Below are 15,500 nucleotides of genomic sequence, written 5' to 3' on the forward strand. Positions count from 1 at the left end.
TGACATGCCAAATAAGTACACGATATTACGCAGCATTACACTTTCATTTTTCTTCTTATTTCTTAGAATAACGGCTACCGCCCAGACTATTTCCTTTACAGCAACACCGGTAAATTACACGAGCGTCTATGGCGGGAGAACGGTTTTTGCAGCATGGATAACCGATGCAAACGGGACAAACCTCAAAACGCTCGATTGTCACGCCAGCATTTACATCAGCTATCTTTATTACTGGAAAAGTTCATTCAACTGGGGACCGGTAGATGCGACCACCGGAGCTACCTATGTTTCCGTCCCCTCATTTTCCTCTTCCTGGGACATGAAAGGACGTGACGGGAAGGTCATTGCCGATGGCAAATATTATTTCAACGTAGAATATTGTCAGTCCGGGTCAAGCCGCTATACACAGTATGAGTTTACAAAGAGCAGTGGTAGCCGGACTTTTTCTTTTCCAAACTCCGGTTATTTCAACAATGTCTTGGTATCGGTTTCGATGCCTTCAGCTGTGAATTCTACCACGGTTAATGTTCCGTATAACTGTTACGTAGTTCCCGGAGATAAGTTACTGAAAATTGATTTTGACCCTAACGTTCATAATCAAGTCAAAGCGTTTGTTTATGATGCGAAAGGAATGCAGCAACAAGCAACAGGCTTAAATGCCGGCGATGGTCATCTGGAGTTGAATCTTGCCACACTTATCAATGGAGTCTATGTTGTCAAAATCATGGATGAAAAACATTATACCGAAACGCATAAAGTCCTCCTGCATTAAGAATCCTCTTTCACTCCTTATAGAGGTGTGAACTAATGCTCTTTTTCAGCGTTTATTAGTTTGAAAAAGTTATATTTGTATTTCAGAGAAATGCAAATATAAGTAACCTTTTAAATCAGACAATTATGGAAAAGAGTATCAAAGGAACAAAGACCGAGCAGAATCTGCTCAAAGCATTTGCAGGTGAGTCACAGGCTCGCAATCGTTACACCTACTTTGCAAAAGTGGCCAAGAAGGAAGGATACGAACACATTGCTGCTGTTTTTCTTGAAACTGCCGAACAGGAGAAAACCCACGCAAAGAAATTCTTTAAATTCCTCGAGGGCGGAATGGTGGAAATCACCGCTTCTTATCCTGCCGGCATCATCAGCACCACAGCCGAAAACCTTGCTGCCGCTGCTGCCGGTGAAAACGAAGAGTGGACAGAACTCTATCCTGAATTTGCACGTATCGCCGAGGAAGAAGGCTTCAAGAAAGTGGCTACGGCCTTCAAGATGATTGCAAAAGTAGAAGCTGAGCACGAAGCCCGCTACAAAGCCCTGCTTGAACGTGTACTGGCAGAAAAGGTCTTTGAACGCGATGAAGAGATAGAGTGGCAATGCCGCGAATGCGGATACGTACACAAAGGGAAGAAAGCTCCGGAAAATTGCCCGGCCTGCGAACACCCAAAAGCCTATTTCGAACCGAAGAAAACAAATTATTAAGATATTCTACAAAAGCATCCTGATTGAATTGGGATGCTTTTTGCTTTTTCAGCCATTGGTGTCAACTACAGCCAGTCTATTTTAGTTTACGAAATTGCTGACGTTTGTAAAGATATTAGCTCTGCGATATGAAACACACTGATATTGAATCAAAAACAAAAAAGCCCCACCGAAAATAAATCCGGCAGGGCTCTCCATGTATATATTGTAATCTGATTATTTCAAATCTTTAGCATTTACCACCTTAAACAGCTTATCCGAAGGACGGATCTTGTCAGCAAGTTTAATGGAGAAGCGTTCTCCCTTAACCGTCTCTTGTACCGGCTTCAGATCCACGCGAATCTCATCCACGATAGTTGAAACAGCACCGGTAGTCGGTCCGGTAATCAATATCTCATCCCCTACCTTGAGCGACTGTGTTTCCATCAGGAACTCAGCCACACCGATGTTAGAGAAATACTTCATCCCCTTACCAATGTAGATCTTACGTTTGGTAGCAGCCGAACCGTAGTTACCGGTCCATTCTCCCAGACGCTGTCCCAGGTAGTAACCATTCCAAAAGCCTCGATTAAAGACGGTGCTCAGTTTCTCTGTCCATTGGTCAATCTTTTCAGGTGAGAAAGAGCCGTCAATGTAACTGGTGATCGCCTCTTTGTAACATTCCGATACGGCACGTACATACTCAGGACCACGTGCACGACCTTCCAGTTTAAACACCCGCACACCTGCTTCGATCATTTTATCCATGAAATGAATCGTTTTCAGGTCTTTGGGCGACATGATATATTGATTGTCAATATCGAGTTCAATATCCGAGTCTTTGTCTTTTACGGTGTAGCCACGGCGGCAAATCTGCGTGCATGAGCCCCGGTTAGCCGAAGTATTCATCTCATGCAGGCTCAGGTAGCATTTTCCTGAAACAGCCATACACAACGCCCCATGCGAAAACATCTCTATACGGATCAACTCTCCAGACGGGCCGGTGATTTTATCCTGTTGGATGGTCTCGAAGATATGTTTTACCTGATCAAGATTGAGCTCTCGGGCCAATACCGCCACATCGGCAAACTGAGCATAAAAACGTAACGACTCCACGTTTGAGATATTCAGTTGCGTAGATAAATGCACCTCCACGCCGATAGAACGGGCGTAGGTCATTGCAGCCACATCACTCGCAATGATTGCTGACAAATCCGCCTCTTTAGCAGCATCTATAATGCTGCGCATCAGTTGCAGGTCTTCATCATAAATCACAGTGTTGACGGTGAGGTAGCTTTTCAGTCCGTTTTCCTTGCAAATACGGGCAATCTCGTGAAGGTCACTTATCGTAAAGTTATTGGAAGATTTGGCGCGCATGTTCAGTCCTTCAATCCCGAAGTAAATAGAGTCAGCGCCTCCCTGGATGGCTGCCATCAACGAATCGTACGATCCGGCTGGCGCCATTATCTCAAATTCTGATAAATTCATCTGTATATTAGCTGTTTGGACGGGCAAAGTTAGTGAATTTGTACCTATTACAATGTTTGCACACTTTTGACGCATTCTATTTAACCCACGCTTAAGAATGATTAGGGGAAATTTGCACCGAAAAGCATCATACACAAAAAGAGGCACGGACAAACAACGAAATAGTTTCCCGCCGTTTCCCGTGCCATTGAGATAGATTGCCGTCGTAGATTCCGGTATAACCCTCGCGGGCACAGCGGAATACGTTAATCAAAATTGAATATGTAGTTATGAAAAAGAAATCGCTTTTTTACACATTATCCTCAACCTCCTGCTCCGGAATCCGATCCACGGATAGTCCATCAGCAATCTGATACGCAAATTCCTTGTCAACCAGATAAAAATGGCCAAGCTGTCTTTGGATTATCTCTTCACGTTTTGGACCACCGATGTAGCGCATGGTGTCGATAATATTTTTGATCAGAGCCTGACGTTCAGAGTCTTTCAAAACATTAATGTAGAACCACCGGGGTTGGGTATAATGATCGTCGTCATTTTCGTTTCGGTGGAATGTATTGAGAATATTTGATTCAATCGAGTATTGCGCCTCTTTATCGTGATGCTTATGAGTGCTATGACCGTTAAAACTATTAGGTTCATAGTTAATTGAAGAACCTCCATTTCCATTAACCGCCATGACACCATCACGTTGTCCGTTGAAAACAGGGCAAGTAGGCCGGTTAACCGGTATCTGCTGGTAATTCGGGCCCAAACGATAGCGGTTTGCATCAGAGTACATGAATGCCATTCCCTGCAATAAACGATCCGGTGAAAAGCCAATGCCATCAATGACATTATCAGGAGAAAATGCAGCCTGCTCTACATCCGCAAAGTAATTCTCAGGCAATTTGGTGAATTCAAGAATACCGACATCGATCAACGGATATTCGTTGTGAGGCCATACCTTGGTCGGATCAAACGGATTCCAGCGGAATGTTTTAGCCTGGCTTTCATTCATCACCTGAATCTGAAGTTTCCATGTCGGGTAATCATTACTCCGTAAAGCCATAACCAAATCACGTTGCGCCCAGTCCAGATCCCTGCTACGCATATATTCGGCTTCGCTGGCAGAAAAAGTCCTTACACCATGCATTGCTTTCAGGTGGAATTTAACCCACACGTACTCGCCCTGAGCATTTACCATGGAATAAGTATTCACTCCATAGCCATTCACAAAACGGTAACTGTACGGTGTGCCCCGGTCAGTAAAGAGCATCATAATAAGGTGCAACGATTCGGGATTCAGGCTCAGGTAATCCCACATTGAGATTGGACTTTTGAGATTCGTCTGCGGATCCCTCCGAAGCGCATGGATAAGATCGGGAAGCATCTTTGCATCTTTGATATAAGACACAGGAAAACTACTGGTCATCAAGTCCCAGTTACCCTCTTCGGTGTAGAATTTGAAATTCAGGCCGCGAATATCCCGGTCAGTATCAGGGCTGCCCTTTTCACTGTTTGTCATCGAAAAGCGCGCAAACACATGACATTCGGTGCCAATTTTCTCAAAGAGTTTAGCTCGGGTATATTTGGAAATATCATGGGTAACAGTAAATTTGCCATAGGCTCCTGACCCTTTGGCATGTATTACCCGATCAGGAATACGCTCCCGATTAAAATGAGCTAATTTCTCCAAGAGATGATGATCCTGAAGGAGTATCGGACCTCTTGGCCCTACTGTCATACTATCTTCATTTTCATAGATTGGCTTGCCCGCAGAAGTAGTGATTATCTTCTTCATAATGAAATTGGGTTTAGATTTTGGGCAAAAGTAATAGAAATCTTAATCTGCCTTATATTATAAGGTATTATTAATATCCGGACATTGAGAATTGATTTTTTATCTTAAAGAAATGATATGGTTTAGGTCTTGGCTAAGAAGAAAACTTTTTAAAAACGATTCTGTAGTTTCTCTATATCTATAAACATCATAACAAAAGAAAAGTTTTGGCCACTTTCATTTTTTACACGTTTGAAAAAAGACCAACCGCTCATTGAACATCAATAGAAATGCAGAAGAGGATATAAAGCAATACCAGAATCGATCGAAACTTTTCCATTCAGGAAATTCAATCTAATGATCCTCGGAAGAATATTTACCGAACGAAAAAACAACAGCACCTCATCTTACTCATATTTAGCCATATACATTACACAAGATCAGAAATATCCCATTCCATGTTTTCAATAAATAAAGTCCTGACAACACAAAAGGCTCAATAAAAAGATTCACAAATCAAATCATTGAAAAGAAAAATAATTACCTTTGCGACTGTATTGGCTCTGCTGCCCCGGCCGGGGTATGTGGATGAAAAGGGAATCGGGTGAAAATCCCGGACAGTCCCGCTGCTGTAAGCTCAAAGTATCGAATTGAACAAAACCAGGCCACTGTTTCTGCCGCGAAACGGGAAGGCGTTCAAGTTCGGAGTAAGTCAGAAGACCTGCCAATATAGATTACAGTCCTATTGTTTTCGGTGCAAAGACAACGGACAAGACTTTCAACAATTACACAGTTTCATTTTCATAAAACACAACAGGCAGCTCTCAAAAAGCTTTGCCGGAATATATGTATTGCATTTCAGCACAAATGCAATAATGAAGGACTGAATTATCCTATTTGCTATAAATAAAACTGTCTGCCAACAGTTAATTTGAGAACCGGAGGGGCGATAGCTGTGAAGCTGTTGCCTCTTATTTTTTCAACTTCAGATATTGTTCAATGACTAAAACATCGGCCGGTAACCAATCCAGATCACTCAATCCGGTTACATTTAACCATTTAAGCCGAGAATGCTCTTTTAAAATTATCTCATTCGACAATAACGTCACCTCAAAAGGGATTAAACGAATGGATTTTTCACTGTAATGGAATTCCACGGGAGATAACACCCTGAGTATTTCGACCTCAATGTGCAGCTCTTCCTTCAATTCCCGCATGATACAAGTCTCGGCACTCTCTCCTGATTCCACTTTTCCACCGGGAAATTCCCATTTCAGCGGATGCTTCATCCTCTCACTCCGCTGAACGGCAAGAATCAGCCCGTCTCTTATTATTATCGCACAGGTAACATCAATCATACTTTCATATTTTGACGCAAAAGGAACCAAACACTCTGTTGAAAATCACCAACCAGGAAGGTAAAGATATACCTACTTCTAAATTAGTATCTTCAAACTGCCCAAACAGCTCAAAATCCTGTTAAAAAACCCCAATCCATACGGTTTTAGCTAATCTCTTGCCTGCTTTCTTTGTTGTATAACGAAATGCGCCCTGATATGCATCATGACTCATATTTTCAGGGAGAATAAACAAGGATTGAATTAATCATTTAAACTAAAAACAAGATATGGCATTATCAGACATCGGATTAATCGGATTGGCCGTGATGGGCGAAAATCTGGCATTAAACTTCGAAAGCAAAGGGTTTCAGGTATCAGTATATAACCGCACCGTACCCTGTGTGGAAGAAGGCGTGGTAGAACGCTTCATCAACGGACGTGGCGCAGGCAAAAATTTTGTCGGCAAAACCGATATTAAAGAGTTTGTCGAATCACTGGCTACCCCCCGCAAGATATTTATGATGGTTCGTGCGGGTGCTCCCGTGGATGAACTGATTGCACAACTGACACCCCTACTCTCTCCGGGTGACATATTAATCGATGGCGGTAATTCCCATTACCCTGACTCAAACCGTCGGGTAAAAGAGCTGGAAGCCAAAGGGCTGCTTTTCGTGGGAGCCGGAGTTTCCGGAGGTGAAGAGGGCGCTTTGAACGGTCCGTCCATCATGCCCGGTGGTTCGGAAAAAGCCTGGCCGGAAGTGAAAGAACTTTTTCAGGCCATTGCCGCCAAAGCGGAAGATGGAGCCCCATGCTGCGAATGGGTAGGTGACGAAGGTGCCGGCCACTTTGTGAAAATGGTGCACAACGGTATCGAATACGGCGATATGCAACTGATTGCTGATGCTTACCTGTTGCTGAAAAGCCTCGATGGTGTGGATAATGAAAGAACAGCGGAACTTTTCGACCTCTGGAACCGGGGCAAACTCAACAGCTACCTGATTGAAATCACCGCTGAAATCCTCAAACACAAAGATAAAGACGGCAGCTATCTGGTGGATAATATCCTCGATGCAGCCGGACAGAAAGGAACAGGCAAATGGTCGGTAGTATCGTCACTTGACGCAGGAGTACCACTCAACCTGATTGCTTCAGCCGTGTACGAGCGTAATATCTCCGCCCTGAAAGAAGAGCGGGTGAAAGCTGCTGCTGCTTACGAAGAAGACAAAATAGAGCCCGGCATCTACATGGGCAAACTGGCCGATGATGTGCATGATGCACTTTACGCTTCAAAAATAGTCTCTTATGCACAGGGCTTCCGTCTGATGAAGCAGGCAGCCAAAGATTTCGGATGGAAGTTGAATTATGCCCACATTGCCCGTCTGTGGCGCGGAGGCTGTATCATACGATCTGCATTTTTGCAAAAAATCAGCGAAGCATTCGTGAATAACCCGGAGCTTGAGAACCTGTTGCTCGATCCTTATTTCCGTTTCGAAATCGAGCAGGCACTGCCCGGCTGGAGACGTATCGTAGCGGCAGCGGCTGTTAACGGTGTACCCGTACCTGCTATCTCTTCGGCTTTGAATTATTTCCACAGCCTGACTTCAGCAATACTTCCTGCTAATCTTATCCAGGCACAGCGCGATTACTTCGGAGCTCACACCTTCGAGAGAGTAGATGCACCCCGCGGCCAGTTCTTCCATGAAAACTGGACCGGAAAAGGCGGCGATACCCATTCGGGGAATTATAAAGTATAAATGCCTCAGCCATTGGGCTGATTTGAATTTTGAATGATATGGAAAAAATTGAAAACCAGATATTAGTCATCTTCGGCGCTTCGGGCGATTTGACCAAACGCAAACTCATCCCTTCGCTCTTCCAGCTTTACGAAAAAGGGATGCTTCCTAAGAAGTTTGCCATTCTCGGCGTAGCCCGTTCGGCTTATCGGGATGAACAGTACCGCGAACTGCTGAAAGATGCTTTTATCAAATATACCAAACCCGAAGAGGAGGCTATCGTTAAATTCGGGGAATTTCTGAATCTGGTGTATTACCAATCTTTAGAGACTACCAATCCGGAAAGTTATGAGCCGTTTAAACTCCGCTTACAGGAGATGAGTACATCGCTCGAAATTCCGGATAATTATTTATATTACCTCTCCACTCCGCCGACCTTGTATGAGGTTATCCCGAAAGGACTGAAAGCGCAGGGTTTGCATAAAGAATCTGCTTTTACGGGATTCCGCCGCATCATTATCGAAAAGCCTTTCGGCTATGACCTGAAGTCGGCCCAAAAGCTGCACAAGGTACTGAAAGGAGTGTTTCAGGAGAGCCAGATTTACCGCATCGACCACTATCTGGGCAAAGAGACGGTACAGAATATCTTAGTGTTACGCTTCGCAAATGGTATCTTCGAAAACCTCTGGAACCGCAATTTTATTGAGCGTGTAGAGGTGACTGCTATCGAAAACCTGAGCATCGAAGGTCGCGGCGGCTATTACGATAAGGCAGGTGCCCTGCGCGATATGGTGCAGAACCACCTCGCGCAACTTGTTGCCCTGACCGCGATGGAGCCGCCATCCGTCTTTAATGCCGAAAGTTTCCGCAACGAAGTGGTCAAGGTCTATCAGGCCTTCCGCCCGATGAGTGATGTGGATATCCGCAACAACGTGGTGCGCGGACAGTATCTGGCCTCAACTACAGCTAAAGGAGAAAACCGGGGCTATCGCGAGGAAGAGGGGGTTGATGCCCTCTCCCGGACCGAAACCTACCTGGCCATGAAGCTCTATATTGACAACTTCCGCTGGCAGGGAGTACCGTTTTACATTCGTACCGGCAAACAGATGCCAACGAAGGTCTCGGAGATTGTTATCCACTTCAAGCCATTGGCTCACCGCCTGTTTAAATGCGCCGGTTGTGGCTGTAATTCCTGCACCAAACTGATTATCCGCATCCAGCCGGATGAAGGCATTCAGATAAAATTTGGTGTGAAAATACCGGGCTCGGGCTTCAGCGTGCACCAAGCGAGCATGGACTTCAAATACGAGAATGTTCCGAGTTTCTCTTTCATCGACGCCTATAGCCGCCTGCTGCTCGATGGAATGCAGGGTGACTCTACCCTCTTTACCCGTACCGATGCGGTGGAAACCAGCTGGGCTTTTTTTGATTCAGTATTGAAATTATGGGAAAAAGATCCCGAATTTCCTCTCTACGGTTATCCGGCAGGAACCTGGGGACCTAAAGAAGCAGATGCCCTCATCCCCGATTCATACTGGACCAATCCATGCAAGAATCTCACCAATACAGACCTTTATTGCGAACTGTAACGATTTGTATTAACGTGAGCAATATAAATACTGAAGGTCCATATCGAAAGTCTCCCTATAAGCGAGACTTTCGAGTGCTCACCCGCCCCTTTCGCTCATAGAGAAAGGGGGCGGTAACAAAATAAAAACAGGATATTATTCAATGAACAAATATATTTATTTAAACGCGCAGGAAGCATCCCGGGAGCTCACCGTTCAAATGATTCGGTGGATGAATGAAGAACCTCAACGAAACTTCAATATTGCGGTCTCCGGAGGCTCTACACCTGCAACGCTTTTTACCGTCTGGAAAGAAGATTTTGCCGGGCAAATCGACTGGAAACGACTTCACATCTATTGGGTGGATGAGCGTTGCGTAGATCCCCGAAGTCTGGAAAGCAATTATGGCATGACCAAAAATATCCTGTTGGATTACGTTTCGATTCCTGCTGAAAATATCCACCGGATTATCGGTGAAGTCGAGCCTGATTTCGAGGCCAAACGTTACGGGGAAATGGTTATCAGTGCTCTGCCGCAGGAGAATGGACTTCCGCTATTTGACCTTGTGCTACTGGGCATTGGTGATGACGGACATACTGCCTCTATCTTCCCAAACCGATTTGACCTGTTGGTGGACCCCGAAGTGTATGCCGTAGGCTATCACCCTCAGAGCGGACAGGCTCGGGTCACCCTGACCGGACCGGCTATTAAGAATGCGAAACGAATCATCTTTTTCGTCACCGGAGAAAGTAAGGCGTCAGTCATTAGAAGCATTTTCACTAATGATGAATTTGCGCCGAATTACCCATCATTCAAGATTGCTGAAGCGGCTCCTCATGCCGTCTTTTATCTGGATGAAGGGGCAGCAAAGTTGCTCTAATCTTCATCCATAGAAAAACCCGCTCTTGAAATACAATTCAGGAGCGGGTTTTCATTTGCAAATTCTCAAATCAATTATCTTCCCGTAATAATCTTCTTAATCTCGTTCAGCTTATTCAACGCATCCATCGGAGTGAGGTTGTTGATGTCCACGTTTTTAATCTCGTCACGAATTTGGCTAAGCACCGGGTCATCCAGTTGAAAGAAGCTGAGCTGCATCCCTTCGCGGTGGGAGCTGATTTCCTTGGTCGGTTTCGCTATTCCGTTTTTACGGTTGTCGGTTTCGAGTTGCTTGAGGATATCATTGGCACGCTTCACGATGCTTTGGGGCATTCCCGCCATTTTGGCCACGTGAATACCGAAACTGTGCTCGCTGCCACCGGGAACCAGTTTACGGAGGAAGATCACTTTGTTGTCCACCTCTTTCACCGACACGTTGAAGTTCTTGATGCGCTTGAAGCTGCGCTCCATCTCGTTGAGCTCGTGATAGTGGGTCGCGAAGAGAGTCTTAGCACAAGCTTTCGCATGCTCATGGATATACTCCACAATAGCCCAGGCGATAGAGATACCGTCGTAGGTACTGGTCCCGCGTCCCAACTCATCAAACAAAATCAGGCTTCGGCTGGAAATGTTGTTCAGGATATCCGCCGCCTCGTTCATCTCCACCATAAAGGTTGATTCGCCGAGCGAAATGTTATCCGAAGCCCCCACGCGGGTGAATATTTTATCCGTATAGCCGATTTTTGCCGATTCGGCCGGAACAAAACTGCCCACTTGAGCCAGCAATACAATCAATGCTGTCTGACGCAGAAGCGCCGATTTACCCGCCATGTTGGGACCGGTGATGATGATGATTTGGTTCTTATCGCTATCAAGCTTCACATCATTGGCCACGTAAGCCTCGCCCGGAGGCAGTTGTTTTTCAATCACCGGATGGCGTCCCTGGCGGATTTCGATCACTTCAGTCTCGTTGACTTCGGGACGGATGTATTTGTTCTCCTGAGCGGTTTTGGCCATCGAGAGCAAACAGTCGAGACGGGCAATCTGGTTGGCATTCATCTGAATGGCCGGAATATAATCAGCCAGACTCAGCACCAGCTCGTTAAAGAGACGCGTTTCAAGCGAAAGGATTTTCTCCTCAGCCCCCAATATCTTTTCTTCGTAATCTTTCAATTCCTGCGTGATGTATCGCTCGGCGTTGACCAGCGTCTGCTTGCGAATCCAGTCCTCGGGAATTTTATCCTTGTGTGTATTGCGGACTTCAATGTAGTAACCGAATACATTGTTGAAGCTAATCTTCAGGCTCGGGATGCCGGTGCGTTCGCTTTCGCGCTGCTGCACCTGGAGCAGGTAGCTTTTACCCATGTGCGAAATATCGCGTAACTCGTCCAATTCGGCATTTATGCCATGGCGGATAGCACCGCCACGGTTGATTTGTGCGGGCGGATCGTTGTTGACTTCCCGCTCGATGCGCTCGGCAATCAGGGCGCAGGGGTTGAGCTGTTCGCCAATCATCCGCAGGCTCTCGTTGTCAGAAGCCCCGCACATCTCCTTGATGGGGGCAATGGCCTGCAACGCCACTTTGAGCTGCACCACTTCGCGTGGAGAAACGCGTCCCACAGCCACTTTCGATATGATGCGTTCGAGGTCGCCGATCAGAGAAAGTTGTTGTTCGAGGAACTCCTTTACTTCGGGGTCTTTGAAGAAATATTCGACCACATTGAGGCGGTCATTGATTTGCTTAATGTCTTTCAGCGGGAAAATCAGCCAGCGCTTCAGCATACGTGCGCCCATCGGGCTGATGGTGTGGTCTATGATGTTAAGCAGACTCTTACCCCCTTCGTTCATCGTGCCGACCAGCTCCAGACTGCGCACGGTGAACTTATCCAGACGCACGTAACGGTCTTCCTCTATTCTTGATAATGCTGTGATATGCTTGATCTGCAAATGGTGCGTGAGATCAAGGTAGTGCAGGATAGCCCCCGAAGCAATGACTCCGTTCACCAGATGGTGTACTCCGAAGCCTTTCAGGTTTTTGGTCTCGAAGTGTTTCAAGAGACGATCGCGGGCTGCATCTTCGGTAAAAATCCAGTCCTCCAGCTCGAAGGTGAAGAATCGCGTACCGAAAGCTTCTTCAAACTGCTTCTTGCGGCTGCGCTCAAAGAGCACCTCTTTCGGGGCAAAGTTATTGAGCAGTTTGTCAATGTAATCGGGTGTTCCCTCTGCCGTGAGGAATTCTCCGGTAGAAATATCGAGGAAAGCCACACCGCAAACATTTTTAGTAAAATGCACCGCGGCGAGGAAGTTATTTTCTTTGTGGTTGAGTATGTTATCGTTGATGGAAACCCCGGGTGTAACCAGCTCGGTAATGCCGCGCTTCACTAACTTCTTGGTGGCTTTCGGGTCTTCGAGCTGTTCGCAGATGGCCACACGTTTGCCGGCACGGACCAGTTTGGGTAAATAGGTATCGAGGGCATGGTGAGGAAATCCGGCCAGTTCCACGTACTGAGCGGCACCGTTGGCACGGCGGGTCAGGGTAATCCCCAATATCTCCGATGCGGCAACAGCATCGTCCGAAAACGTCTCGTAGAAGTCCCCTACACGGAACAATAATATGGCATCGGGATGTTTGGTTTTGATCTCGATATATTGCTTCATCAACGGGGTTTCGACGATATCTTTTGCCACGGTCTTCGGTTTTTTATAGGGTTAAATGTGAGAAAGGCAAAGATACGAATAATGCAGAAACTTACGAAGTACCTTTCGGGTGTCATGGTTGTTAACCTTGATTATACTGGAATTTAATCAGCGGTTGGAAACCGCTGCACCCGAAAGTTTCTGCTTATAAATGACATATTATTGGGGTATATGAGGTTATTCCCAAAGTCTTACAAGTTAATTTCCTGTATAATAACTGGAAACGGAGGTCTGGCGTGTGAATGGATTATCTTATATTTGTATTTGATTGAATTCCATGCCGTTGTCTTAATACCTTAGAATATATGAGATGCACTCTTAAAGTTCTGTTATTGCTGTTGCCTGTTTTGCTTACGATGTCGGGCTGTCAGAAAAAACATCCGATTCGGACTGTTCGTTTAACTGGATTTACATATACTTATTACAAATATGAACCGGGAGAAAAACCTTCCTTTTATATGGTGTATTATATCGAATTGAGTGATACCGGAGAAGTACGTTTAATGAAAAGAGCTGAATACAAATCACCGATGGAATACTATTCTATTCAAATGAGCGATTCCTTAAAACAAGCCATTATAGCTCTCTGTGCAAATGATTCTCTATTTCGGCCGAGACCTAAAAGAGAAGATGAGGTATATTGCTATGATGGGCCAACCTATCATATACAATATTGCATAGACTCAATAACCCGAACCGCATTATTTATTCCACCTTCCGGCAATTTCGCACAACAAAGACTTGCCAAAATAATGGATAGCATCTTGCAAAATCATGTAATTATCCAAAAGGCTTCTTTTAGTTTAAAAGAGCTGGCATCTAAGATAGACAAGGAATGTAGAAGATTATCACCACCTCTCTTTCCATCTCGTGATACTATTATATTTGTTCCTCCGATAATCAAACCGGAATAAACAGATTTACACCACAAACCTCCAATGTTTTGAAAACCTTGGAGGTTTTTCATCTTTCTTATAAATCCCTTCAATCCATCTATCCCTCAATCCTTTGGAAAAAAATGACTAATTTTGCGGCTCAAATTGTCGCTAAACCGTATGGAAAATCAGAAAGTCAGAGTTCGTTTTGCGCCGAGTCCTACCGGGCCGTTGCACATTGGCGGGGTTCGTACCGCGCTGTATAACTATTTGTTTGCTAAGAAACACGGCGGGGAGCTGATCCTTCGCATCGAAGATACCGATTCGCAACGCTTCGTGCCGGGTGCCGAGGAGTATATTATCGAATCGTTTAACTGGCTGGGCATTACCTTCGATGAGGGTGTGCATGTAGGTGGACCTTGCGCGCCTTACCGTCAATCGGAAAGAAAAGATATTTATAAGAAATACGTGGATCAATTGCTCGATGCGGGACTGGCTTACGTGGCCTTCGATACGCCGCAAGAGTTGGACGCAAAGCGTGCTGAGATCGCAAACTTCCAGTATGATGCCTCTACGCGGGGATTGATGCGTAACTCGCTCACGCTATCGGCTGACGAGGTGAAAACATTAATCGAAGCGGGCAACCAATATGTAGTTCGTATCAAAATCGAACCGGGACAAGACGTGGTGGTGAATGACCTGATCCGCGGCGAAGTGGTGATTAACTCCTCTATTCTTGACGATAAAGTTTTATATAAATCAGCTGACCAACTGCCGACTTACCACATGGCAAACATCGTGGATGACCATTTGATGGAGATTTCGCATGTCATCCGTGGTGAAGAGTGGTTACCATCGGCTCCGCTGCACGTGCTACTGTACCGTTTCCTCGGTTGGGAAGATACGATGCCACGCTTTGCCCACCTCCCTCTCCTGCTTAAGCCTGACGGTAACGGTAAGTTGAGTAAACGTGACGGTGACCGTCTCGGTTTTCCTGTATTCCCGTTAGAGTGGAAAGACCCGAAATCGGGCGACATCTCTTCAGGATACCGCGAGGCGGGATATCTGCCAGACGCGGTGGTGAATTTCTTAGCGTTGCTCGGATGGAATTCCGGTACCGATCAGGAGATTTTCTCGATGCAGGAGCTGATTGACCTCTTCTCTTTGGAGCGTTGCAGCAAAAGTGGGGCGAAATTCGACTTCGAAAAGGGAAAATGGTTCAACCACAAATACATTCAGGCGAAATCAAACGAAGAGATTGCCGCGTTGTTCCAACCGCTTTTGAAAGAGAACGGCGTGGAAGCTGCCGACGATAAAGTAGCTCAGGTAGTTGGACTTGTAAAAGAGCGCGTCAACTTCGTTCAGGAACTTTGGGCGCAATCTTCATTCTTCTTTGAAGCACCCACTACTTACGATGAAAAAACGGTGAAGAAACGTTGGAAAGAGGATACCCCGGCTCAGTTGACCGAACTGATTGAGGTACTGAAAGGCATCGAAGACTTTACACCTCATAACTCGGAAGAGGTAGTAAAAGGCTGGATTGCCGAAAAAGAGTATCACCTCGGTAACATTATGAATGCTTTCCGCCTCGCTATCGTGGGCGAATCGAAAGGTCCGCACATGTTTGACATCATCACCATTATTGGTAAAGAAGAGACGATTGCCCGACTGGAAAAGGCAATTGCTACGATATAATCCTCAGACCT

General features: G+C 45.7%; 11 protein-coding genes and 1 riboswitch. Of the genes, 7 read left to right on the top strand and 4 right to left on the bottom strand.

The window, feature by feature from the left end:
- The first annotated feature begins 4 nt into the window (after positions 1-4).
- Complete coding sequence (locus tag MLE17_RS05090; protein WP_243347674.1) at positions 5-772, top strand: DUF2271 domain-containing protein; 768 nt, start codon at positions 5-7, stop codon at positions 770-772.
- A gap of 125 nt (positions 773-897) precedes the next feature.
- Positions 898-1,476, top strand: coding sequence for a rubrerythrin (rbr, locus tag MLE17_RS05095; RefSeq protein WP_243347675.1), 579 nt, complete (start codon positions 898-900; stop codon positions 1,474-1,476).
- Positions 1,477-1,692: 216 nt separating this feature from the next.
- Here rbr and MLE17_RS05100 read toward each other — a convergent pair whose 3' ends face one another.
- From MLE17_RS05100 to MLE17_RS05110, 3 genes are all read right to left on the bottom strand, one after another.
- Entirely contained in the window at positions 1,693-2,943 is a 1,251-nt protein-coding gene (locus MLE17_RS05100; protein ID WP_243347676.1) for a peptidase U32 family protein, read from the bottom strand.
- Between the two features lie 289 nt (positions 2,944-3,232).
- A complete protein-coding gene (locus tag MLE17_RS05105) occupies positions 3,233-4,723 on the bottom strand; it encodes a catalase (RefSeq protein WP_243347677.1) in 1,491 nt (496 codons plus the stop codon).
- Between the two features lie 520 nt (positions 4,724-5,243).
- Positions 5,244-5,446, top strand: a riboswitch (cobalamin riboswitch).
- A gap of 227 nt (positions 5,447-5,673) precedes the next feature.
- Positions 5,674-6,060, bottom strand: a complete 387-nt coding sequence (locus MLE17_RS05110; protein WP_243347678.1) for a (deoxy)nucleoside triphosphate pyrophosphohydrolase — start codon at positions 6,058-6,060, stop codon at positions 5,674-5,676.
- Positions 6,061-6,329: 269 nt separating this feature from the next.
- On the opposite strand from MLE17_RS05110, the gene gnd reads away from it, so the two are divergent.
- From gnd to pgl, 3 genes are all read left to right on the top strand, one after another.
- Positions 6,330-7,796, top strand: a complete 1,467-nt coding sequence (gene gnd / locus MLE17_RS05115) for a decarboxylating NADP(+)-dependent phosphogluconate dehydrogenase (protein ID WP_243347679.1) — start codon at positions 6,330-6,332, stop codon at positions 7,794-7,796.
- Positions 7,797-7,843: 47 nt separating this feature from the next.
- Entirely contained in the window at positions 7,844-9,364 is a 1,521-nt protein-coding gene (gene zwf / locus MLE17_RS05120) for a glucose-6-phosphate dehydrogenase (RefSeq protein WP_243347711.1), read from the top strand.
- 142 nt (positions 9,365-9,506) lie between these two features.
- The gene (gene pgl / locus MLE17_RS05125) at positions 9,507-10,223 is read left to right on the top strand and encodes a 6-phosphogluconolactonase (RefSeq protein ID WP_243347680.1); all 717 of its coding nucleotides are present in this window, start codon (positions 9,507-9,509) and stop codon (positions 10,221-10,223) included.
- A 74-nt stretch (positions 10,224-10,297) separates the two neighbouring features.
- Here the strand turns inward: pgl and mutS are convergent, their stop codons facing one another.
- The gene (gene mutS, locus MLE17_RS05130) at positions 10,298-12,910 is read right to left on the bottom strand and encodes a DNA mismatch repair protein MutS (protein WP_243347681.1); all 2,613 of its coding nucleotides are present in this window, start codon (positions 12,908-12,910) and stop codon (positions 10,298-10,300) included.
- Between the two features lie 314 nt (positions 12,911-13,224).
- Here mutS and MLE17_RS05135 point away from each other — a divergent pair, with 314 nt between their 5' ends.
- Positions 13,225-13,833, top strand: a complete 609-nt coding sequence (locus MLE17_RS05135; RefSeq protein ID WP_243347682.1) for a hypothetical protein — start codon at positions 13,225-13,227, stop codon at positions 13,831-13,833.
- 141 nt (positions 13,834-13,974) lie between these two features.
- Positions 13,975-15,489: a glutamate--tRNA ligase gene (gene gltX / locus MLE17_RS05140; RefSeq protein ID WP_243347683.1), complete on the top strand. Its 1,515-nt coding sequence runs from the start codon at positions 13,975-13,977 to the stop codon at positions 15,487-15,489.
- Positions 15,490-15,500: the final 11 nt, after the last annotated feature.

It is taken from the genome of Parabacteroides sp. FAFU027, assembly GCF_022808675.1.
In the GTDB taxonomy this organism is placed as follows: domain Bacteria; phylum Bacteroidota; class Bacteroidia; order Bacteroidales; family UBA7332; genus CAXXIC01.

Excerpts from the sequence above, each read along its gene's own strand:
- MLE17_RS05090 (WP_243347674.1), top strand. The coding sequence starts at position 5 with ATGCCAAATAAGTACACGATATTACGCAGCATTACACTTTCATTTTTC.
- rbr (WP_243347675.1), top strand. The coding sequence starts at position 898 with ATGGAAAAGAGTATCAAAGGAACAAAGACCGAGCAGAATCTGCTCAAA.
- MLE17_RS05100 (WP_243347676.1), bottom strand. The coding sequence starts at position 2,943 with ATGAATTTATCAGAATTTGAGATAATGGCGCCAGCCGGATCGTACGAT.
- MLE17_RS05105 (WP_243347677.1), bottom strand. The coding sequence starts at position 4,723 with ATGAAGAAGATAATCACTACTTCTGCGGGCAAGCCAATCTATGAAAAT.
- MLE17_RS05110 (WP_243347678.1), bottom strand. The coding sequence starts at position 6,060 with ATGATTGATGTTACCTGTGCGATAATAATAAGAGACGGGCTGATTCTT.
- gnd (WP_243347679.1), top strand. The coding sequence starts at position 6,330 with ATGGCATTATCAGACATCGGATTAATCGGATTGGCCGTGATGGGCGAA.
- pgl (WP_243347680.1), top strand. The coding sequence starts at position 9,507 with ATGAACAAATATATTTATTTAAACGCGCAGGAAGCATCCCGGGAGCTC.
- MLE17_RS05135 (WP_243347682.1), top strand. The coding sequence starts at position 13,225 with ATGAGATGCACTCTTAAAGTTCTGTTATTGCTGTTGCCTGTTTTGCTT.
- gltX (WP_243347683.1), top strand. The coding sequence starts at position 13,975 with ATGGAAAATCAGAAAGTCAGAGTTCGTTTTGCGCCGAGTCCTACCGGG.